This window comes from Pelagibius sp., from assembly GCF_028281305.1.
Lineage (GTDB): Bacteria > Pseudomonadota > Alphaproteobacteria > Kiloniellales > Kiloniellaceae > Pelagibius.
The window spans coordinates 85687-109136 of record NZ_JANQKD010000108.1 but is presented as its reverse complement, the minus strand read 5'-3'; the positions used below and the strand labels follow the sequence as shown (position 1 = coordinate 109136).

12 protein-coding genes are annotated in these 23450 nt (G+C 65.1%); 5 read left to right on the top strand and 7 right to left on the bottom strand.

What is annotated here, in order from left to right:
• Nucleotides 1-68 precede the first annotated feature (68 nt).
• The 5 genes from Q0982_RS20585 to Q0982_RS20565 all read right to left on the bottom strand — a co-directional run bounded on the left by Q0982_RS20585 (nt 69) and on the right by Q0982_RS20565 (nt 5552).
• Nucleotides 69-287, bottom strand: a complete 219-nt coding sequence (locus Q0982_RS20585) for a hypothetical protein (RefSeq protein WP_299399162.1) — start codon at nt 285-287, stop codon at nt 69-71.
• 323 nt (nt 288-610) lie between these two features.
• Entirely contained in the window at nt 611-1072 is a 462-nt protein-coding gene (locus Q0982_RS20580) for a hypothetical protein (protein ID WP_299399161.1), read from the bottom strand.
• Between the two features lie 118 nt (nt 1073-1190).
• On the bottom strand, nt 1191-2408 hold the full coding sequence (locus Q0982_RS20575) for an efflux RND transporter periplasmic adaptor subunit (RefSeq protein ID WP_299399160.1): 1218 nt from the start codon (nt 2406-2408) through the stop codon (nt 1191-1193).
• A 28-nt stretch (nt 2409-2436) separates the two neighbouring features.
• Nucleotides 2437-4800 (bottom strand): ABC transporter permease, encoded by a 2364-nt coding sequence (locus tag Q0982_RS20570; RefSeq protein WP_299399159.1) that lies wholly within the window; start codon nt 4798-4800, stop codon nt 2437-2439.
• A gap of 8 nt (nt 4801-4808) precedes the next feature.
• Nucleotides 4809-5552, bottom strand: coding sequence for an ABC transporter ATP-binding protein (locus tag Q0982_RS20565; RefSeq protein WP_299399158.1), 744 nt, complete (start codon nt 5550-5552; stop codon nt 4809-4811).
• A 160-nt stretch (nt 5553-5712) separates the two neighbouring features.
• On the opposite strand from Q0982_RS20565, the gene Q0982_RS20560 reads away from it, so the two are divergent.
• The 4 genes from Q0982_RS20560 (at nt 5713) to Q0982_RS20545 (ending at nt 12901) form a co-directional block, all read left to right on the top strand.
• Nucleotides 5713-6945, top strand: a complete 1233-nt coding sequence (locus Q0982_RS20560; protein WP_299399157.1) for an alpha/beta fold hydrolase — start codon at nt 5713-5715, stop codon at nt 6943-6945.
• A 267-nt stretch (nt 6946-7212) separates the two neighbouring features.
• On the top strand, nt 7213-8619 hold the full coding sequence (locus tag Q0982_RS20555; protein WP_299399156.1) for a trehalose-6-phosphate synthase: 1407 nt from the start codon (nt 7213-7215) through the stop codon (nt 8617-8619).
• Between the two features lie 80 nt (nt 8620-8699).
• A complete protein-coding gene (gene otsB, locus Q0982_RS20550) occupies nt 8700-10382 on the top strand; it encodes a trehalose-phosphatase (RefSeq protein WP_299399155.1) in 1683 nt (560 codons plus the stop codon).
• Complete coding sequence (locus Q0982_RS20545; RefSeq protein ID WP_299399154.1) at nt 10379-12901, top strand: glycoside hydrolase family 65 protein; 2523 nt, start codon at nt 10379-10381, stop codon at nt 12899-12901. Before otsB ends, Q0982_RS20545 begins: the two co-directional genes overlap by 4 nt.
• Before the next feature lie 70 nt (nt 12902-12971).
• On the opposite strand, the gene Q0982_RS20540 is transcribed toward Q0982_RS20545, so the two are convergent.
• Entirely contained in the window at nt 12972-14123 is a 1152-nt protein-coding gene (locus tag Q0982_RS20540) for a helix-turn-helix transcriptional regulator (RefSeq protein ID WP_299399153.1), read from the bottom strand.
• A gap of 600 nt (nt 14124-14723) precedes the next feature.
• Nucleotides 14724-22403, bottom strand: a complete 7680-nt coding sequence (locus Q0982_RS20535; protein WP_299399152.1) for a right-handed parallel beta-helix repeat-containing protein — start codon at nt 22401-22403, stop codon at nt 14724-14726.
• Between the two features lie 427 nt (nt 22404-22830).
• On the opposite strand from Q0982_RS20535, the gene Q0982_RS20530 reads away from it, so the two are divergent.
• Nucleotides 22831-23442 (top strand): transglutaminase-like cysteine peptidase, encoded by a 612-nt coding sequence (locus Q0982_RS20530; protein ID WP_299399151.1) that lies wholly within the window; start codon nt 22831-22833, stop codon nt 23440-23442.
• Nucleotides 23443-23450 lie beyond the last annotated feature (8 nt).

Below are 23450 nucleotides of genomic sequence, written 5' to 3'. Positions count from 1 at the left end.
GCAATTCCAAAACGCTCGGGCAGAGTTGCGGGGACTGGTCCCTGGGAGGACCGGTCAGGTGAAGTGGATCACCCGGAACCGAGCGGCCGGAAGCGGCTGCGGTCCATGAGCACGGAACAGGACAGCGTCACCCGGCGCGAGGGGTCGAGCGTGTCCCGCAACGACACGTGGTTGATTGCGCGGGCGTCGGTAAAGAAGGACTCGACTTCCCACTGTCGGGCCGTTGCCCGCATCTCCTGAAATCGCTCGCCGACACGCACCGCGGCGCCGGCCAATGGTCGAGGCATATCCCTATCCCCTTGCTGCGCCGGGCCCTCTCAATGCACCGGCCTAGGGCTTCACGCGGTCGACTTCACGCGACGTGGCCCTCTGTCGCCTCTGCGGACGATTGACGGGATGTATTATCCTGCGCACCGGCTGCCGTTCAACTCCTCCGAGCCTCGAAAAGCGTGTGAAAAAAGGGGCCGCAGCGACGCTCAACCGCAAGCTCAGCCTCAGTTTCAGAAATTGGCCGGCGCAGCGGGTCCGGGGTCGAGGAAAGACACCACACGGGAACATTGCTGTGCGATTTCGGAACAGCGATATCCCATCGAATGCCGGCAGGATCGGGTCAGTGTCCGATCAGAGTCTTGCACAACATCACATGATCCGGTGCATGTCCCTCCGCCAGCAGGGGCGCATGGAGCGCCCGCTCCGGACGACGTGGCCCTGCCATGCCAAGACGCGTTCTGAGCGCCATGCAATGCTTCTCCCGCGCCAGCCTCTCCGTCTCCTGAACCAACACGGCGACCGCCATGCTGCAGGTGCGGCGCAAGGGAGCGGCGGCAATGACTTCGCGCGCAACCAACGCACGACCATGGTCGAGGTCCGGGTCGATGGTATAGGCGAGCAAGGCATAGATTGTGCCGCGCTCGTCCTGGGCTGTCAGGATGCCGCGCTCAAGCGGCAGCGCCGGGGTGACATGGGAGGCAGCGAACTGCGTCCAGGCCTCCAGAGAGAGCTGTGGATGACGCAGCTGGGCCAGCGGATAGGCTTGACTGACCTTGCCTTCGGTGAGTGGCAGAACCCTCATGGATCGAGTGCCTGTGAAGAAAAACAACAGCGCAGAGCTTCGGGGACTGCGCCGGCAACGTCGTTGACGTACATCAAGTTGGTGTACAAAGGGCCGGGAGGCGACAGATGCGGCAGCCTCAATCGCTGTCATCGCGTGCCGTCAGCCCAACCCCCTCGACAACCCGGTCGCTGGGGTAGAGCACAACGCGGACACCGTCCTCCAGGCCGTCCAGCACCTGGGCCTCCAGATCCGTCCGCCGGCCGACGGTGACCGCCTGGCGCCGCGCGCGTCCGCCATCCTCGACGAAGACGGCCCAGTCGCCGCCGTTGCGGAACAGCGCCGTCAGCGGAACCTTAAGCACCGACTCGCTCTCCCAGAGGACGATCCGCACCTCGACGCGGTAGCCGTGGCCCAGGCGGGCCCAGGCCTCTGGCGGATCGGTGATGTCGATGATCACGTTCACCCGTTGCTCTTCGATGCCCAGGGCCGAAACCTTTGTGAAGCCTGTCGGCTCAATGCGTCTGACACGGCCCTGCAGGTCCTCGGGACCGCCCCAGTCTTCGATGATCACGCGCTGACCGGCTTCGACCTTTACTGCGTCCTCCGACAGGAGATCGACGACGATCTCGAGATCGCGCGGATTGCCGATATCGATCAGCGCCTGGCCCGAGGTCACCACACCCTCGCTTTCCTGATGAATGCGCAGGATCTGTCCACTGACCGGCGACGTCATCACCACGCAATCGCAGGCATCGTAGCTGCGCTGAGCCGTGGCGGGAGAAACCAGTTCCGCACGGGCGCGCTCCAGTTCCCAGTCGCGCATGCGCAGGCCAGCCTCGGCGGTCGACAGCGCGGCGCGTTTGGTCCTGAAGACCCGCTCCGCATCGTCGAGCGCGCGCTCCGAAATGGTGGCGGAGGCGATCAGCCGGCGCGCGCGTTCCAGCTCTGCTTCCGCGAAGTCCAACTCGGCTGCCGCCATTTCCACCTCTGCGACCGCGAGGCTGCGGGCTGCCTGCGCCGCTTCGACCGCTGCCTCGGCCTGCGTCGCGCTGCGCACGTCGAGAAAGGTGGGGTCGATCGGTTCGATCTGCGCGACCTCCGTCAGTCTGGCTTCGAGTAAGTCGCCGACGTCGTGTTCGATGCGCCGCATGTAGCCCGTCACCGGCGCCGACAGCACAAAGACATCGCGCACCCGGGTCTCCCCCTCCTCGCCGACGGTGACCACCAGCGGGCCCTCACCGGCAAGAACGAAGTCCACGGAGACCGGGCGCGGCCAGAAGGCATAGGCAAGCCCGATGCCCAGAAGCACAACCAGCGCCCCCCAAAGCACCGCGCGGCGCCTTTGTACCGTCATAACAATCTGCTCCTCTTGCTCAAGTGCATCACTCCCGGGTCTTCAACACGGCGATCAGGTCGAGCGCGTCGAGCCGCTCACGCACCAGAAGGCCGGAGACCACCGCGGCCAGAAGCACAACCACCACAGCCAGCCCGAAGGTCGAGGGATCGATGACCAGCGGGACCCGGTAAAGCTCGGTTTCGAAGGCGCTGGTGATCAGCCATGTCAGCCCGAAGCCGGCCAGGCAGCCGAGCGGCAGACCGAAGAAGACCGTGAGGCCGACCTCGCCCAAAAGAATGTAGGAGATCTCCCAGCGGGTGAATCCAAGGACGCGCAGCGTCGCCAACTCTCGGCCGCGCTCGGACAGGGCGATGCGCGCCGTGTTGTAGACCACACCGAATGCCAGGGTGCAGGAGAACACGCTGAAGAAGGACACGAAGATCGTCAAGGTGCGCGCCAGGGTCTCGTGAAAGGTGTCTACCGCGGCGCGCCGCATCATCACCGCCGAGACCTCGGGCAGATCCTTCAGTTCGGCAAAGAGCGCCGACTGCTCGGCCTCGTCGATCAACAACCCCAGGAACTGGGCACGGCGCGGCTCAAGCAGGCGGCGGTTCAACGCCTCCTTGTCGATGTAGGCCGGCATGCCGAGATAGGTCTCGAAAACGGCCGCCACCGGGAACTGAAGGGTCGGACGGCGCCCCTCCAGAACCTCTACCCAGATCTGGTCGCCCGGCGACACGGCGAGCTTCTCCGCCAGCATGCTGGAGAGCACCAGGCCGCTGGGCGGCAGGTCGACCACCTGGCCGGAGGTGTCGTAGATGGGCTGCAGACGGGCGTCCGGCACAATACCGGTCAGCGAGCCGCGATGCATGCGCGTGCCGGCACGGAACACGGCGGTTACGATACGCTGTGGTTCAACCGCAAGCACGCCCGGCAGGCCGGCCAGTTCCCGCACGATCGACTCGTGCTCAGCCTCGACCAGGCCGATCGTGGCATCCTGGTGCTGCGATTCGAAAAAGTTGACGTGCGCCATGTGGTCGATGGAATCGAACCACTGCAGCGTCGAGATCATGACTGCCACGGCCATGGCAATACCCGAGGCGGTCAGAAAGGCACGCAGCGGCCAGCGCAGAATCTGCCGGAAGATCATGCGCGTCGGCTGATCGAGGGCCGCAGCGGCACGGCTCTTGCCCATGGCGCCCCTTTGGAAACTGGGCGGCGCGGGCGGGCGCATGGCTTCCGCCGGCGCCAGGGAAACGGCGCCGCGTACACCGCCCACCGCCCCCAGCAACGCCGCCGCCATGCTGACGGCCGCAGCCGTCGCGAAGGACCCCGGCCCGGGACGAAAAAGCAGAAACGGGAAACGGAACTGCTCGGCATAGATCTGCGTGTTCATGTAGCCGAGGCCGTAGCCCAGAGCCCAGCCCAGCAGGACGCCGAGACCGGCCATCACCATGACCAGCTTCGCGTAGTGCCAGCCGACGGCGAGATTGCTGTAGCCGAAAGCCTTCAGCAGACCGATCTCGGTACGCTCGATGGCGATCAGGCGGGCCAGCACCATGTTGGTCAGAAAGGCCGCCACGCCCAGAAAGATGGTGGGCAGTATGGCCGACATGCTGCGCAGCTGCTCCAGTTCGCTCATGATGAACCAGTTGGAGATCTGATCCTTGCGGGCATAGGCCCCGATGCCGCCATAGTCTTCCAGCAGGCTGTCGAGCCGCTCGATCACCGCTGTCGGCTCGGTGCCGCGCAGCAGCGAAAGCGCAACGTCGTTGAAGGAGTCCTCCAGGTCGTAGGCCGCCGCCAGGGCCTCGCGCCCCATCCAGAAGACGCCGAAGCGCTCTGAATCGGGCATCAGGGCGCCGGGACCGATGGCATAGACGAACTCGGGCGACAGCGCGGTGCCGACCACGGTCAGGGTGCGCTTGTTGCCGCGCAGCACTGCCTGGAAGCTGTCCCCGGGGATCAGACCGTGGGCTTCCGCGAAGGGCTCGTTGACGATCACCTCGTCGACCCGATCCGGTGCGATCCAGCGGCCGCTGCGCAGGGCCAGGCGGTTGAGCAGGGGCTGACCGCGTTCGGGGACGGAAACGAACTGACCGATGATCGGCTCCTCGAAACCTTCGACATCGACCACGGCAAACTCGGCGATACGGGTCTCCACGGCCTGAACGCCGGGCAGTTCCGCGATCTTCGATTCCATGGAACGGGGCGCGCGCTTCACCTCGGCGAAGACCTGCGCGAAACGATAGCGTTCGTAGTAGGCCTCCGCGGTTTCGCGCAGCGCCTCGTGAGAGCTCAGGGACATGATGAGCACGCCGACACCGGAGGCGACGATCAGGGCGATGGCGAGCATCTGGCCGCGCAGGCGCCAGAGGTCGCGCCGCAGTTTGCGATTGAGCGCCGACATCGCCCGGCCTACCAGGTCATCTCGGAGGCTCGGCGCTTGCTTGGATTGTCGCGGGTCTCCGAGATGTGGCCGTCAGCGAAAGAGATCACGCGATCGGCCATCTCGGCGATGATGGCATTGTGCGTAATCAGCGCGGTGGTCGTCCCCAGCTCTTCGTTCACCCGCTGAATGGCCTCGAGAACGATGGTGCCGCTCTTGCTGTCGAGCGCGCCGGTCGGCTCGTCGCACAATAGGATTCGCGGCTGTTTGGCAATGGCGCGGGCAATGGCGACGCGCTGCTGCTCACCGCCGGAGAGCTGTGCCGGAAAGTGGTCGAGGCGCTCGCCGAGGCCAACCAGGCCCAGTGCCTCCTCCGGGGTGATCGGCTTGGGCGCGATCTCGGTCACCAGGGCCACGTTTTCCCGCGCCGTCAGACTGGGAATGAGGTTGTAGAACTGGAACACGAAACCGACGTAGTCGCGGCGGTAGCGGGTCAGCGTCGACTCGTCGAAGGCAGTCAGTTCCTCGCCATCGAAGAAGACCTGGCCCGCCGTCGGCCGGTCGAGCCCGCCAAGGATGTTCAGCAGTGTCGACTTGCCGCTGCCCGAAGGACCCAGCAGCACCACCAGCTCCGACTGAAAAAGCGTAAGGTCGACCCCCCGCAGGGCGTGCACCTCCACCTCTCCAGTGCGGTAAACCTTCGTCAGTCCTCTGGCGGTGATCGACGGGCGCCGCAAACCACCGTCCGCCGCCAGGCTGGGCTCGGCCTGCATGCCACTCCTCCGGTCCCCTTTGAATGTCCGACTCCGCGGGTTTTGAAAGCAGCCTAAGGGCAGGGCACGGCGTCAGCCTTGACCCAGATCATCACCCCGTCGGAAGCTGCTGCCGTATCAGGAACCCTCTTCACGGTCTGAACCGCAACCACCGGGAGCCATGACTGCAGTGCGCAACGCGCGGACGCGAATCCTAAACACCACCTTCGGACTGCGGACTGCCGCAATCGCCGGCGGCCTGGGGCTTCTCGCTGTGATCCTGGGCGGCTGCGTTTCACAGCAAAGCTGGGAGGCGACGCGCCTGCTGCGCGACATCGATGCCGGCAGCCGCCAATCGGCGCTGAAGGAGCAGACGCCGCGGCCCAGCCGGACAACCCTGCGGTACCCGGTCGGGGATAGCGAGACCCGCGCCGATCTCTATGAACCGCACCAGCCCATCGGCGGCGCCCTGGTTCTGGTGCCCGGCTTCACCCGCGAGGGCAAGGACGATCCGCGGGTCGTCAACCTGGCCACCAGCCTGGCGCGGGCACGCTTTCTCGTCCTCGTTCCGGACGTTCCCGGTTCCCGCCAGCTGCGCGTGCGCCTGGAAGACACGCAGGACATCGGTGCGGCGATGGTGCAGCTTGCCGCCCTGCGGCCCGAGGCCGCGGAGCAGGGCGTGGCCGTGGTCGCCATCTCTTATGCCGTCGGCCTGGCGGCCATCGCCAGCCGGGACGTGCGCGCGGAAGCGCCCCTGCACTTTCTCGTCGGCGTCGGCGGCTACTACGACACGGCGGCTGTGGTGACCTATGCCACCACCGGACGCTACCGGCTGCGGGGCAGCGGTCCGTGGCGGGCCGGCGATCCGTTGGAAGAGGCCAAGTGGGTGTTCCTGGCCAGCAACGCTGTAGTGCTCGACAACCCCGGCGACCGCGCGATCCTGGAACGCATCAGCGAGCGTTGCTTCCAAGGCTGCCAGGAAGGGACAGAAGTCCTTTTGCGGCGCGCAGGCGAGGACGGCCTGGGGCCGGAGGGGCTGGCGCTGCTGCGCCTGATCACCAACCGCGATCCCGACAGGGTCCCGGAGCTCCTGGCCGCCCTGCCGGCCTCCGTGACGGCCCAGCTCGAAGGCCTCTCGTTGCGCGGCGACGACCTGGACGTCCTGGCCGGCCGTCTGGTTCTGGTCCATGGGCGGCTGGATCCGATGATCCCCTACAGCGAGAGCCTGGCCCTGGCTGATGCGGTCCCGGACAGCGAGGTTTTCGTCATCGACGGCTTCTCTCATATAACCCCACGCGATGTGGGGTGGAGCGGCAAGCTGCAACTGATCGACGCCATTCAGGCGGTGCTGAGCCGGCGGGCAACGCCCTCCGAAACGGCAGACCTGGGCAGGGACAGCCTGGCGGACCGCTGAGGCCGACCGCACGGATCGACGGCAAGACAACAAGGAACAATTGTCTTTGGGCGAACCCTTGCGCCAGATCAAGGCAGACCCAACGTAAACGCGCGATAGGTTGATCAAATCGTCACTCGAACAACGCCATGCGCAACGATCACCTAAAGAACAAAAGCAGAGGTTCATCGCGGCTTGGCTGGCGACTTCGTTCAGGCGGCAGCGCGTCAACTCATTGTGTCGGCGCTGCACCGGCGAAGACGTCCAGAACAGGGAAAGCACCCCCCCATGGAACGTCTGGTCATCGTCTCAAATCGTGTCCCTACACTGCGTTCACAGGATCCCGCTGGCGGGCTGTCTGTGGCCCTGAAATCCGCGCTCGAGGAAAGCGGCGGGCTCTGGTTCGGCTGGAGCGGGAAGGTTACGGAAGCCCCCGGATCCGACTGGCGGGTCAACCAGCATGACGGCTTCTCGCTCGCCACGCTTGATCTCTGCCGCGCGGAACTGCGCGGCTACTACGAGGAGTTCTCGAACCGGACCCTCTGGCCCGTCTTCCACGGCCGCCTCGACATCTGCCGGCCGGAACGCAAGGCCTTCGACACCTACCGCAGCGTCAACCGCCGCTTCGCGGAGGTTCTGACCCCGCTGCTCAAGGACGACGACACCATCTGGGTCCAGGACTACCACCTGATCCCGCTGGGCAAGCACCTGCGGCACAGAGGCGTCGAGGGCCCGCTCGGATTCTTCCTGCACATCCCCTTTCCGCCGCCGCAGACCTTCGCGGCCCTGCCGTGCTATCGCGAGCTGCTGGCCGATCTCTGCTTTTACGATCTGGTCGGCTTCCAGACCGAAGCCTGCGCGGAGAACTTCCGCCACGCCGTGGCCGAGTTCCTGGATGCGGAGCCGGGCGCCGACGGCAGCCTGAGAATGGGGGACCATGTGACCCAGGTCGACGCCTTTCCGGTCAGCCTCGACACCGCCGCCTTTGCGGAGATGGCCCAGTCCGAGGAAGTCGAGGAAACCGCCGACCAGCTGCGCGACTTCATGGGCGACCGCCAGTGGATCTGCGGCGTCGAGCGCCTGGACTACACCAAGGGCCTCGCGGAGCGTCTGCGGGCCTTTGCCACCGCTCTCGACCGCACGCCGGCGCTGCGCGGACATATTTCCCTGATCCAGGTTGCCGCGCCGTCGCGCGAGTCGGTTCCCGAGTACCGTGAGATGCGCAGCCAGTTGGAGGGCCTTTCCGGCAGCATCAACGGCCGCTTCGGCAGCTTCGACTGGACGCCCATTCACTATCTCAACCGGACTTTCAGCCAGAAGCAGCTCGCTGCCCTCTACCGGGTCAGCCGGGTCGGGCTGGTCACCCCGTTGCGCGACGGCATGAACCTGGTCGCCAAGGAGTACATTGCTGCACAGGACCCGGAAGACCCGGGCGTGCTCATCCTTTCGCGTTTCGCCGGTTCGGCTCAGGAGCTGACCGAAGCGCTTCTGGTCAATCCCTTCGACATCTCCTCGACCGCCGAGGCCATTCAGGACGCCCTTGAGATGCCCTTGGCCGAACGGCGCCGGCGCTGGCGCCAGATGAAGCTCCATCTCGACACGCACGACGTTCACGCCTGGCGCAACGCCTTTCTTGACGCGCTGGCCGAGGCGTCCGCCGACAGCAGCGCAGTGGGAGAAACCCGAGCCGCCTGATCCGACCGAACCCCCAAGATCGTCTGTTGATTGCCTCTTGCCTGTTTGCGCCTGAACCAGAAGCGAGTGCAGTAATGACCATGAGCGGTATGGAAAACCGGACTGCGGAAGAGGATGACCAGCAGGCGGACCAAGAGCCCAAAGGCCCGGCGGCGAGCCTTGATGACCTTGATGCCATTCTCCTGGACCTGGACGGCGTCATCACCGAGACAGCGGAGGTTCACGCGAACTCCTGGAAGGAGATGTTCGACGCGTTCCTGCGCGAACGGGCATCACGGCTGAGTGCGGGCTTTGTCCCTTTCGATCTCGACCATGACTACAAGCAGTTCGTGGACGGCAAACCGCGCTACGAAGGGGTTGCCAGCTTTTTGGAGTCGCGGGGCATCTCGCTGCCACATGGCCATGACCGTGACCCGCCCGACAAGGAAACGGTCTGCGGTCTCGGCAACCGGAAGAACCAGCTCTTCCTGAAGGCAATCCGCCAGAACGGTGTGACCACCTATCCGAGTTCGGTCGACTTCATTCACAAGATCCGCCGCCTCGGCCTGAAAGTGGCCGTCGTCACCTCCAGCCGCAACGGTCGCGAGGTGCTGGAGGCCGCCGGTGTCGCACAGCTCTTCGACGCCAAAGTCGATGGCATCGTGGCGCGCGAATGCTGGCTGGACGGCAAGCCCTCGCCGGACACCTACCTGGAGGCGGCGCGGCGCGTCGGCTCAAGGCCGGAGAGAGCCGCGGTGGTGGAGGATGCGGTCTCCGGCATCGAGGCGGGGCGCGCCGGCCGTTTCGGCCTGGTCGTCGGTGTCAGTCGCGACGGAAATCCCAGACTTCTGCAGCGGGCGGGCGCCGACGTCGTCGTTTCCGACCTCAGCGAACTCCATCTCGGTGACGCGGACGCCCCAGATCCGGATGCTCTCGATGGGGCGCCGGACAGAAGCGACGGCCATACGCTGGAGAACAGGATGCAGCCCGCTCCCCCCGCTCTCGAAAAGCTGGATGACATCAAGTCCCGAATCGGCACACGCAGGCTTGCCGTCTTCCTGGATTACGACGGCACGCTGACGCCGATCGTCGCCCGTCCCGATCTTGCCGTCCTGTCGGACAGCATGCGCAGCACCCTGCGGACCCTGGCGCGGGCCTGCACCGTGGTCATCGTCTCCGGCCGCGAGCGCGGCAATGTCGCCGACCTGGTCGACCTGGAGGAGATCGTCTACGCGGGCTCGCACGGCTTCGACATCGTCGGCCCGGAGGGCACCGAGATCCAGCACGAGGAAGGGGAAGCCTTTGTTCCCGAGGTGAAGCGCGCGGCTACCGAGATCGGTCACCGCGTCGCCGGGATCGAAGGCGTTCTGGTGGAGGACAAGAAGCTTGCCTTGGCCGTCCACTTCCGTCTCGTGAAGCCGCAGGACGTGCCGCGCGTGGAAGAAGCCGTGGACGCGGTGATGGCGCAGCACCCGCTGCTGCGCAAGACCGGCGGCAAGAAGGTCTTCGAACTGCGGCCGAACATCGATTGGGACAAAGGCAAGGCGGTGCTCTGGCTGCTCGAGGCCCTCGAGCTTGAAGGAGACGAGGTCCTGCCGATCTACATCGGCGACGACGAAACGGATTTCGACGCCTTTCGGGCGCTGCGCGGCAAGGGGCTTTCCTTTCTGGTTGCCGAGCAGCCGCTCGACGGCGCTGCCGATTACCTTCTGCGCAACCCGCAGGAGGCGGAAACACTTCTGGCCGCGTTGTCGGCCTTCCTCCGGGGGGAGCTTGCGCAATGAACGACTGGTTCCTGGTTTACGACGGCTTCGTTCCACAGCAGCAGGGGCTGCGGGAGACGCTCTGCACACTGGGCAACGGCTACTTCGCAACCCGCGGCGCGGCGCCCGACGCGCTCGCCGATGGGACGCACTACCCAGGCAGCTACCTCGCCGGCGGCTACAACAGGCTGACCACGGAGATCGCCGGCCACGAGATCGAAAACGAGGATCTGGTCAACGTCCCCAACTGGCTGCCGCTGGTGTTCCGTATCGGCGACGGCCCCTGGCTGCGCCCGGGCGAGGTTGAATACCTGGACTACCGCCAGGAGCTCTCGCTGAAAGAAGGCATCCTGCGCCGCAGCCTGCGGGTCAAAGACTCAGAGGACCGCATCACGCGCGTGGATGAACGGCGCTTCGTCTCCATGAGCAACTCCCACCTGGCCGGCATCGAACTGCGGCTGACGCCAGAGAACTGGGCAGGCAAGCTCACCGTCCGCTCCGCCCTCGACGGCGGCGTCACCAATGCAGGCGTCCCCCGCTACAGCGCGCTGAACAGCCGTCATCTGGAGACGGTGGAAACGACGGAGACCGGCGACGACACCATCCTTTTGCGCAGCCGCATGGTGCAAAGCCGGCGGGAGATCGTCGAAGTCGCCCGCACGCGAATTTTTAACGGACTGGGGCTTTTGCCGGCCAGGAAAACGCTGGAACGCCTGCCCGACTTCATCGGCCAGGACATTACGCTGGATGCCGAGGAGGGGCGGGAGCTGCGGGTCGAGAAGATCGTCTCCCTCTACACCGGCCACGACGCGGCGATCTCGGAGCCCGGCATCGCAGCCCTGCAGGAGTGCCGACACGCCGGATCCTTCGAGGACCTCCTGCAGGCCCATCGCAGCGCCTGGAAGCATCTCTGGGAGGAGTGCGGCATCGAGATCGAGACCACGGCCAACTCCCAGGTGGAGATGAAGCTGCGCCTGCACATCTTCCACCTGCTGCAGACTGTCTCCACCCACTCGGTCGATCTTGATGTCGGCGTGCCGCCCCGGGGCTGGCACGGCGAAGCCTACCGCGGCAAGATCATGTGGGACGAGCTCTTCATCTTTCCCTTTCTCAATCTGCGCAAACCGGTCCTCACGCGGGCTCTGCTGCGGTACCGCTTTCGCCGCCTGAACGAAGCGCGGCGCGCCGCCCATGAGGCGGGTTTCCGCGGCGCGATGTTTCCCTGGCAGAGCGGCAGCGACGGGCGGGAAGAGTGCCAGCGCTTTCACCTCAACCCCATGTCCGGCCAATGGATTCCCGACAACTCCCACCGCCAGCGCCACATCAACGCCGCTATCACCTTCAACGTCTGGCAGTACTACCAGGTGACCGAGGACCGGGAGTTCCTCTACGACTTCGGCGCCGAGCTGATGCTGGAGATCGCCCGCTTCTGGGCCAGCATCGCCAGCTATGACGCCGCCAGCGGACGCTACGCCATCCGCGGCGTCATGGGCCCGGACGAGTTTCATACCGCCTACCCCGGCAAGGACCCGAGCGAGGCCGGCGGCCTCGACAACAACGCCTATACCAACGTCATGGTCGCCTGGTCCCTGACCCGCACGCTGGACGCCCTGGACTTGCTGCCCGACACGCGCCGCCGCGAGCTCTGCGACAAGCTTGGCCTGACCGCCGAGGAGCTGGGCCACTGGGACGACCTCAGCCGCAACCTCATGGTTCCCTTCGACGGGGACGGCGTCATCTGTCAGTTCGAAGGCTATGACCGCCTGAAGGAATTCGACTGGGAGGTCTACCGCGAGAAATACGGCCACATCGAGCGGCTCGACCGCATCCTCGACCAGGAGGGGGCCGACCCGAACGACTACAAGGTCTCCAAGCAGGCCGATGTGCTGATGCTGTTCTTCCTCTTCTCCGCCGAAGAGCTGACGGAGATCTTCGCGCGCCTGGGCTACGACTTCACGCCCGACATGATCATCAACACGATCCGTTACCACATGCAGCGCACCTCCCACGGATCGACCCTCAGTTGGGTTACGCATGCCTGGGTGCTGGCGCGCGCCGACCGCAGCCGCTCCTGGGAGCTGTTCAATCAGGCCCTTAACAGCGATATCGCCGACCTGCAGGGCGGCACCACCGCCGAAGGCATCCATCTCGGCGCCATGGCGGGCACCATCGATCTTATGCAGCGCTGCTATCTGGGCATCGAGCCGCGCACCAACGTCCTGACGTTCAATCCGCGCCTGCCGGAGGAACTGACAGGGCTGAAGACCACGGTGCGCTACCGCGGACAGACGCTGGACCTGGAAGCGACGCAGGAGAAACTCTCGATCACCAGCCGCACGGTGACGGCACATCCGATCACCATCGCTTACCGCGGCCAGACCCGCGACATCAGCCCGGGCCAGCGCTTCGAATTCCGCCTCTTCCCGGAGCTCCCGCGGGACCACCAGGTCAAGCAGCGGGATCGCACGGAACTGCAGCGCCACTGCCGCCCGCGCCGGCCTGCAGATCCGCCTCAGGAGGCCTCGACAGCACAAGCCTGAGAGCCACTGCCGCGCCGGTCAACTTCGGCGTCACCCCTCTGCTGGTCGCCGTTCAGGGCGCCGGCCCTGCCTAGCGGCGGGCGTTGAGAATCGCCGCCAGCTCCGCGCGGCGGGCAACCCCGAGCTTGGCGTAGATGCGCTTGCGGTGGGTCTTCACCGTGTTGAGGCTGACGGCCAGGGCATCGGCAATCTCCCGCTCGCTGCGCCCGCCCGCCAGCAAGCCGGCAACGCGCGTCTCGCCGCGGGTCAGGCTCAGCGCGGCGGCCACACCCTCCGAGACAATCGGCCGCTGGGAGTCCGGATCCTCTATGGTCACCAAAGCCGTGGCCGCAACCGGCGTGCTCCACAGGACGTCGAAGGCAAAGGGCGTGACCTCCGCCACAAAAGGCATCGCGGCGGAGGCGCGGTGGATCACAACGAAGGTCGGCCCCTTGGGCGCCGTCGTCGGGCCCTCGCCGAGCTGAAAGGACAGGGCAGCGCGCAGTTGCCTTTGTGCATCGGCTTCCTGCGGCACCAGCCGGCCGTGGCGGGCGGTCAGTCCGTCGCCCTGGGTGCAGATCGCCTCCGCCTTTGCGTTCATCTGCGAGATCCTGGCACTGCGGTCGACAAGAAAGGCGGCGCGCCCGTTACGGCCCAGAGCCTCCAGCGCGGCGACCAGCGTCGCGCCCATCTGGGTCACCTGGCGCTGTATGCGGAGCGCCCGGGCGACATGGCCGCCCAGGGCCTGGAAGAGCGCCAGTTCCCGCTCGTCGAAGGGCTCGGACTTGCGGCTCCGGTTGACGACGATCCTGAGCTGGCTGTCGGCGTCGAACCGCGCGGTAAAGCGGCCGAGGTGGAAGCAGTCGATGCGCCGGCAGAGGTCCTGGTAGTATTCGCTGCGCGCAAACGCGGCCACATCACAGACGTCATGCATGCGCAGCACGGAGGGGGTCAGCGCAACCCCGACCTGTGCTCTGAAGGGGTCAAGCCGGTGATATCGGGCGTAGTAAAGTTCCCCGATATCCCGGGTCTGCAGGCTGCTGTGAAGAGTCTCTGGCGTCGGGGCAATGCTCAGGGGGTCGTGGCGGATCTGCGCTATGTCGCTGCGCTCGACCGCCACCGCAGCACAGGCGGCACCGAAGGTGGATGCAATGCGCAGAAGCGCGTCATGCCAGTCCACCTCCCCCGTCGTTGCACGGTAGACCTGGTCCAGCGCTCTATCGAAACTTTCCGGATCCACCACCAAGCCGCGGACGCCCTCCCACTGTGCGTGAGGAGCAGCCCGTTGCCCGCCCTTCCGTACCGAAGGTCAGAGCTTCCGCATTCCGGTCGTAGACCTTGTTGGATCTTTCGGCGTTCTGTTCAGCGCTCTGCATGCACACCCCGCGCTCTACAGGGGCCTTGACGCTGCTCCGCCGGTACACTCACCCATGCCACAACAACCGTTCCATTGACGCTACCGGACCACTCGTTCTGCGCGAGTTCTCTGGCCGCGGTTTGTAGGCAAATCAACACAAATGTCCAGTGTCATGGCGTGCTGCCCCAAAAATGACCGCTACTGTCTGCGGCAGGGCGCTGCTCGGACGTCTGCGGTCGGAGAGAGAAGCGCCGGGCAGTTGAGGAGCTTGAGGGGGCTCGCTGCCCGGCGCCAGGAAAGGCGATAGGGTCCCTAGTGGGGTCGAACGGTCCACCCTCGTCGCCTTGGGTGCGATTATGAGGCTATGTTCTGAATGCTTGCCCCAGGAGTCTTCTAGCAGGCCCGGCCGCCCGGCCAATCACCCCGGGGGGTGATTGGCTTACGGATGGCACGCGCCTCCACGCCGCCCCTTCACCCGCACCCACCCTAGGGCACCGACAAGACCAAGTCGTCGACCGTCAGGTCGCCGGTGACGTTCACCACAGTCGCAAGGGTAACCTCGAACCCTGCCGTGGAGGGATCGCTGTCGATCAGGATCGTCGCATCCGCCCCTGTCCCGTCCTGCAGAACCTGGACACGCGCGCCGCGGTCAGCCGTATCAACCCCGAGCGCGTCGAAGAGTGCGTCCAGATCGATGCTGTCGGCCCCTTCGGCATCGAAGCCGTCGATCAGGTCGCCGGCATCAAGCAGGGTTTCGTAGGCGAAGGTGTCGTTGTCGGCACCGCCAAACAGCGTGTCGCTGCCGGCATCACCGTAGAGGGTATCGTTGCCCTCGCCGCCATAGAGGATATCAGCCCCGTCATCGCCCGCCAGGTCGTCGTCGCCGAGACCGCCGATCACCGTATCGTCGCCGCCACCGCCGTCGATGGTGTCGCCCGCATCCTCTCCGTCGAGCAGGTTGGCGCCATCGTTGCCTTCGATGTCGTTCGCCGCATCGTTGCCGATTACGGAGAGCGGCGCGGTCCCGCTCAGAACGATGCCGGTCGCATAGCCGTCCATCAACTCAAGGGCGGCGTCTGTGTTCGGATCATTGCTGGTAACTTCGATATCGTCGTAAACGCCGATGGAACGGTCTCCGTCGAGCGTGCCATTGCCCGAGAAGCTGTTGCCGTCCAGCGTCACCGTCGGATTGGCTTCCCCAGGCCCGAGACCCAGTCCCTCGTAAGGGTTGTTGGTGAAGCTGTTGTTCGTGACGACAGCGCCATCGGGCCCATCGATCGACATCCCGACGAAGTTGCCATCAAAGGTGTTGTTGGAGACAAGCGCGTCTGTCGCACCCGGATTGATGAACACGCCCGACGACCAGCCGGTGAAGCTGTTCTGACTGATAGTCAGACCGGTGTTGCCGCCGTTGGAGGTCCCCAGAATGCCCCGGAACCCATCGGTCAGCGCATCGTTGTTGGTGTGTGTCAGGATGTTGTTCTGAATCGTGATGTCCGCCGCACCGCTGGCCAGATAGATCCCCGCCTTCTGGCCTTGCAGATTGCCGTTGCCCTCCTGAAGAGTGAAGCCGTCGATCGTCGTGCCGTCGGCGCCGTCGCGCAGGAGGATGCCGCCGGTGATTGTCGTCTCGGCGCCACTGCGGCTGTCCCCGTTGGGATCGACGCCGGACTGCACGCCGAGCAGCGTGACCTGCTTGTCGATGTCCAGGGTCTCAGCGTAGGTGCCGGGACGCACAATAATGGTATCGCCGTCGGAGGCCGCATCGATGGCGGCCTGGATCGACTGGCCGTCCGTCACCACGAAGATGGACTGGTCGTCGAACCGCACCTCCTCGATGCCTGTCAGGCTGTCGGTGCCGTCCGGGCCGGTAACCGTGATCGTCGTGTCAGCGATGCTGACTTCGTACTGATCCCGGTTGCCTGAGAAGACTGCCGTATCGAAGTCCGCCCCGCCATCGATCGTGTCATCGCCGGCGCCGCCAACCATTGTGTCGTCGCCCGCACCACCGCTCAGATCGTCGTGATCGGTGGCAGAACTTGTGGCGGTGATCTCCAGGTTGTCGAAGTAGAAGCCCTGATTGTCACCGCCATCGCCGTCGGCGGCGGCGCCGCTGCCGCTCGGCCGGAAGAACAGGCCGACAGCCTGATTAGTCTCGGCATTGGCGTCGTGATCGTCGTCAAGCCAATTCCAGTAGTTCTCGAAGGTCGTGCTGGTACCGATCAACTGACCGTCGAGGTAAATCTCGATCACATCGTTGTCCGCACCGTCGTTGAAACGCAGCACCATCTCCAACTGATGCCACTGCGCACCGTCGACATCCAATCCCTCGACCACCGTCCGATTGCCGGAAAAGGCGGTATAGTCGTTGGTATACCACTGATCGTTGGTCGTCGTGGGCTCATTGGCTGCAATCCGCAAGCCGACGCTGGCATCCCATTCAAGGACCATGAAGTTGATCCGGTCGGCGCTGCCGACGCGGCCGAAGTCCACCTCGACACGGGACGAGTCCGGCATGTCGCTGACGGGTCTGAAGTCGTAGGTGACGCGAATGGTATCGAAGTCGGCTGACGTCAGCGGCTCCCCAACGGTTTCCGCCTCACCCGAGCTGTTCTTCACAACAGGCGAATAGGGCCCGGCGAAGTCTGTTATGGAAGGGTCGCTGGAGATCCGAAACACATTCCCTCTGTCCCCGCCCAGATCGACGATCTCCTGGTCGCGGTCGGCGTTGCCCCGCAGGATCCAGTCGTTTTCGCCATCGGTTATCGGCCCTGTGTCGAACTCGCTGAAGTCCGTCGAGAAAGTGGCAGAGGTGTCGTCGCCATTGCCATAGAGGACATCGTTGCCTTCGCCGCCAACCAGAGAGTCGTCGCCGAAGCCGCCCGCCAGAGTGTCCGCCCCGCCGGCTCCATCGAGGGCATTGGCGCCGTTGTTGCCGGTGATTTCGTTGTCACCGCTGTTACCGGTCACAGAGAGCCCGCCCTCGCCAAGAAGCTCGACGTCGGTGGCGCCGTCTTGCAGCACCAGGACCCCTCCCGTTCCGGCGTCGTTGCTCGTCACCGTGATCCCGTCACCGTCGCTGTAGACACCGACCGGCTGGCCGCCATTCCCGGCAAAGGTGTTGCCGTCCAGGACCACCTCACGGCTGCCGTCCTTGGCGCCAAGCCCGATGCCTTCCTGCTGATTGTTGGTGAAGCTGTTGCCGGTGACCACCTGACCGTCCGGCTCCTCGAAGGCCAGACCGACCAGGTTTCCGTCGAAGTCGTTGCCGGAGATGACCGCCCCGGGCGCGCCTTCTTCCACATAGAGGCCGGTGCGCCAGCCGCTGAAACTGTTCTGACTGACCGTCAGGCCCGTGTTGCCGCCGTTGTCGGCGTTGATGATGCCGCGCGTACCAGCACTGAAGTCGTCGACGGCACCGCCGTTGAGGATATTGTTCTGGATCGTAATGTCGGTGGCACCGGCCTCCAGGCTGATGCCGACGTTGCCCGCACCTTTGTTGAGCGTAAAGCCGTCGATGGTCGCGTTGTCGGCGCCCACCGTGACCGCGATGTTCCCGTTGATCACGGTCTCCGCGCCGCCGCGGCCGCCGCCCCCGGTGGGATCGATCCCGCTTTGCGCACCGATCAGGGTGATCTGCTTGTCGATCGTCAGGTTTTCATCGTAGGTGCCGGGACCTACCAGAATGGTATCGCCGTCTGAGGCTGCATCAATTGCGGCCTGGATCGACTCCCCTTCGATAACTTCGAAGTTTGCCGACACTTCGACGCGCATCTCGCTCTGGCCAACAACCTCACCCGACTCTGCGTCACGGACCGTCAGCACGAAGTCGTAGCTGCCGGGCGCCGAGGGATCGTAGTCGTTAAAGTACCAGCCGATGTTCTGCGAGTTCTGCAGCCCGTCCGTCGCGCCGCTGGCATCCTGATAGTAGTCCTCGCCGGTCTCCGTCCGATGGACGATGGGGTCGAAGACCATAACCCCTTGGGTCGTGTTGCCGTGGACGTCCGTAAAGTCGGCCACGATGGAGATGCTGTAGGTGTCTCCGGAAATATCGGCGGCGCCGTAGTCCACGATGCTGTAGTCGAAGTTCCAGAGCCCCGTCGAGGACCCCGGCGTGACGCCGGTCTCGACGAAGTAGGTCAGGCCCTCCGAGTCCGGGTCACCCTGGAAGCGGACCTTGGCCTTGATGGCGACCTCGATCTGCGCCTCGGTATTGTCGTGGACGACGAAGTTCTCGTTGGAATTGCCGGTCCCGGGGTGGAAGTTGTCGCTGTTCTCGTCGCCACCGCCCGCGGTGGTTTCCGGGACGCCCCGCTGCAGGGCCGCCTCGAACCTCATCGTCCCGTCGGCAAACTGCAGTGTCTCGATGTCGGAGAGGCTGTCGCTGCCCTCGTCACCGTCGTTCGCGTTTCCGTCGGTTACGGTGACGCCACCTTCGCTGTCTCCGGAGATGTCGAAATCGAGGCGCTCGCCGAAGTAGGAAGCCGTGTCCTCGCCGTCGTCTCCAGTGATCGTATCGTTGCCGCCACCGCCAAAGAAGTAATCCTGGCTCGCGCCGGTCAGGACGTTGTCGCCATCGAGCACGTCATAGGGCGCAGGCAGGCCGTCGGGATAGTCGATACCGTGGGCGAGGTCCCAGCCAACGGTCCCGGAGGCCGCCAAGAAGTCGGAATAGACGAGCTCGCCGTTAACCTCCGTGACGTTGCCCGCGTGATAGGGGCGGTCGCCGAACTCCTTGGCGGCTTCGGTCCGGGGGTCCGGCTGATTTTCGGGTGCCAGGTTGGTAAAGCGGTCCGCAATCGGCCCATCGCCCAGATTGCCCAGCAGGTTGTCGTGCAGAGTCTGCTGCCGGTCATCGGACACTTTCACCAGATCCAGCAGCGCTTCGCCACCCGCGTTCAGATAGCGAACGTAGTCGTTGCCCAGATAGGCGAAGTCGGTGTTGACAGGCAGGTTCAGGAAGCTGCCGCCACTCACGTAGCTCTGATCCAGGAAGATCCAGAAAGCCGCGAAAGCATTGGCGTGGCTGCCGTCGACCGTCAGGCTCTCCGGGATCCGGGATTGCTCGGCATCCAGTCCGTCGAATTCCAGCGCCAGGAGATTGCTCACGCTCGGCGCCGTCCCGTCGTTCGGCAGCGTCAGGCCGGCGTTGACAATCGCGACCGCAGCATCTCCGGCGATGGTGAGGCTCTGATCGGTCGCCAGAGGACTGGCGTCCGGGAAAGCCGCGGCGATCTGCCCGCCGTCCAACTGGACGCTCTGACCGTTCGATGTGGTGATCTCGATCAGGTTGCCCAGACTGGTGAAGGTTGCGGCTACGCCACTAAGGCTCGAGATATCCAGTGCCGTTACTTCATCGCCCAATTGGTCGGCGTCAATCGTGATCGCCGCATCCGGGCTAAGCACCGGGACCGCCACACCCTCGAAACTGTTGCCGACGATCAGACCGTCGTCATCGTAGTTGTCGAAGCTGTCGCGGATCGCCGGCACGAAGCCGCCGCCATTGAAGTCGTTGCCGGTGATGACGGCGTTCTCGCCGAAGATCTCCAGCAGGCCGAAATCCGCGGTTTCCCCATTGAAGGTGTTGCCGGTAATGACAGCGTCGCCGGCCTCGATGCCCAACAGCAGGCCGGCGTTATCACCACCGCTGATCGTGTTGTCGATAAAGCGCACGTCGCTGGAGGCATTGGCGGCGCCCAGGCTGGCCTCGCCGTTGTTGTAGGCGACGGCAGCGGGTCCCTCGCCGGAAAGGTCGTTGCCACGCACTGTCAGGCCGTCGATCTGCCCGCCGGTCAACAACGCATGGCCCGCAATGCCGAGCATGCTGTTGCCTTCAATAACGACGTCCTCATTGTCGCCGACCACATAGACCGCGGCCAGGTCGCCGTTCCCGGTCTCGATATCGAACCCATTGCCCGGGCCGCCGAGAACGACATCGTCGACTCCGGATTCGATGCGAACGGCAGAACCCTGATTGACGCCGGCGCCGGTGATCGTAACGCCATCGCCAATTGCCAGAAGCGTCAGGGACTTGTCGATGGTGATGGGACCGTAGCTCCCGTCCGCCACCAGGATGACGTCGCCCTCGTCGGCGGCATCGATCGCGTCCTGGATGGAGGCGAAGGGATGCCCCGTGCCGACCAACAGCACCGCGGTGTCACCGAAGGTCAGACTCTCGACATTGGTGATGGTGTCGGTGTCGCCGGTGGCGGTCTCGGTGACCAGGATCTCACCACCGTCGCCGCCGGCAAAGGTAAAGCCCCTGACGTCGGCGTCGTAGCGCGCCACATCGATGTCGGCGCCGCCGTCGATGGTGTCGCTGCCGGCGTTGCCGATGATGTCGTCGTTGCCCGCGCCGCCGAGGATGCTGTCGTCTCCCGCGCCGCCTTGCAGAACGTCTGCCCCGTCACCGCCGTCGAGTGTATCGTTGCCCGCGCCGCCGGATATCGCATCCGTGCCGCCGCCGCCGCTTATACTGTCATTGCCACCGAGGCCGTCGAAGCTGTCACCGCCGTCACCACCGACGGTGACATTGTCGCCGTCGTCCAGCACATCCGCGCCGTCGACGTCGCCGACTTCGGCGTTTTCGGCCGCGACTTCGATCTCCGACGTGTCGTCGAAGTTCTCGACGGCTGAACCGTCATCATTCTCGACCGCCTGCTCGATGGCCTCCGAGGCGTCATCCTGAGCCACCTGAGCGACTTCAGCCAGATCGGTCAGCACCTCGACGGCATCGCTGTTCTCATCGATGTCGATATCCTCCACGACCTCGTTCGTCGTGGTGATGACGCTCGTCGCGTTAGCGATGTCATCCGGGCTCAGATCGTCGGCCGTGGTTTCGCCGGTGTTGTCCTGATGGGTCTGCGCAGCGTCGCCCAGGACATCACCAACCTGTCCGTCGTCACTGAGATCGGTACCGGTCCCCTCTTGCGCGATCTTGTCCGCGATCGCCTGGAAGGCGGCGTCCGATGCTGCTTCCGCATCGGTCGCGCCGGCGCCCTCCAGTGCGGCGGTGACCTGCACCGCCGTGTTGGCGACCTGGATGCCGGCCTTGACGACTTCGAGCGCCTCGGTATCGCCGCCGGCAGCGGCGGCAACCGGATCGGTGTTGTTCAGATCGAAGCCCTCGTCGATTCCCAAGGCTTGCTTGACCTGGGTTTCGGCCGCCCCGGCATCGGTACCGCCTTCGACAAGCTGCTGCACCAGGGTCGTCAGCGGGGTGATGACCGTCGCCCCTTCCGGCGCCTTCAGCACGCCCTCGAAAGCCAGGCCTGTGGAAACGTCCGTACCGCCGATCGCGATCAGTGGCCCGCTACCCCCGGTCAGCGAGAAGTTGCCGTTGATGTCGGTAGTCCCGAAGACCTCCCCCTCATCCAGCTCGCCGTTTCCATTGGCGTCCCGGAACACCGTTGCATTGGCGATATAGCCGTCGACCACCTGGCCGGCGACGGTCTCGACAGTGGGACCGCTGTCGCCGGATACCGGCGACGACGCCACGAAGATCTCCGGCGCGTCGCTGACGAGCAGGGGCAGGCCCGTGAATACGCTTCCGGAAGAAACTCCTGTCGCAGCGGTGGGCGCGCCCACGCCGGCGAGCGCGTCAATGGCTTCGGAGACGACCGTTTCGCCGAGGTTGTCCTGATACTGGGTCGCACCGCCGCCTTTGGCGGCCGGGCTGCCCTCACCACCCGCGGTTTCCGCAGGCGGGCCTGCCGGAGTCTGCGGCAGTGACCCCGGCTCCGCGCCCTCCGGAAGGGCAAACGCCACCTCGAGCAGGGCGGAGACGTCATAGTCCACACCCGCGACCTGGAGCAGCGGTGCATCCGCCTCCTCGGCCATGCCGGCGAGCTTCAGAAAGACAATCCGGGAGTCCGCGGTGCCGTCACCGTCGGCATCGAAGATCAGGACGATGTCCTCACCGTCGACCTGGAAGCGCGCGTCCTCTGCGAGGACGTCGAGAGCGTAGACCGCACCCGGCTCGCTGACGATGGTGATGGTCTCACCGGCTTTCGGTGCGGCGACTTCGACCGCGGCCTGGGCCTGACCGTGTAGCTGCTGCTGCGCGCTGGCCAGGTGCTCCTGTTCATTGGGCGTCGCGGACTGCAGGTCCGCAGCGTCCTGTTCCATGACGCCGTCCAGGCGCCCATGGCCATCAACTCGCTCCATTTTCGGTGTGCCCCTTCTGTCCACACTTGGGTCTATCCCCGACTGGTGACCATAGGACCGGGGGTTGCGCCAAGGCGTCACCCTAGAGGGTGATTTTCACCCGTCGCCTAAGCCAAAGCATCCGGCAATACCTAAACAAATCATTTGATTAACGTCACCTCACAGGGTGACGGCAGGGTCTCTGCAAAGGCGTAGGTCTAGAGGCACGACAGAACGTTGGGTCTCTCTCTGAACGCATAGATTGCGCCCGGCAGTCACTGGAAGCGGTCGGGACCGACCGCACAGGCAGGGCGGGCAGCTCACCAGGCGGGCAGCTCAGAAGAGGCAGCAGACATAGCCGGCCGGGAACGGCAGCGGCGGACGCGGGACAGCAAGTCGCGCCACAGGCGTCTGCGCGCAGCCGGCCGGTCGAGCGAAGGAGCCACGGATGCCGTCACGACGACCTCTTCCGGCAAGACGCCGATTTCTCGCCATCTCTGCAAGCGCGCTGGCGCTTACGCTCCTGCCGCAGCGCGCACGGGCAAACCTCGCGATCCTGCCAGAGCCTCTGCCGCCGTCGACGCCGATCGGCAATGGCGACTTCACCAACGCGCCCGGCGCGTGGCTCAGAATGCTGAAGCACCATCCCTCTTTGCATCCAGGCAAGAAGGCACTGGCCAGCGTGGCGTCCACCCGCATCCGCGAGGCGGAACTGGACCATGTCAACCGCCTGGTCAACACCGAGGTCCGCTTCCGCCTGGACAGCCGTGAAATCTGGGAGCCGGCGGCCGCATCCGGCGACTGCGAAGACTTTGCGATCCGAAAGCTGGAACTGCTGGTCAAGCGTTTCGGATGGCCGCGCAACAGCCTGACCCTTGCAATCTGCTACGCCGAGACGGGGCAGGGCCATGCGGTGCTCCTGGCCCATACCAGTCGCGGCACCTACGCACTCGACAACCGCAGGCCCGGCGTCTCGCCGTGGCGCGCCCTGCCCTACCGCTGGGTCGCCCGCGAGGAACCGGGAAGTCCCTTCGCGCTGTGGCGTTCAATCGTGACCTAGACGGCCCC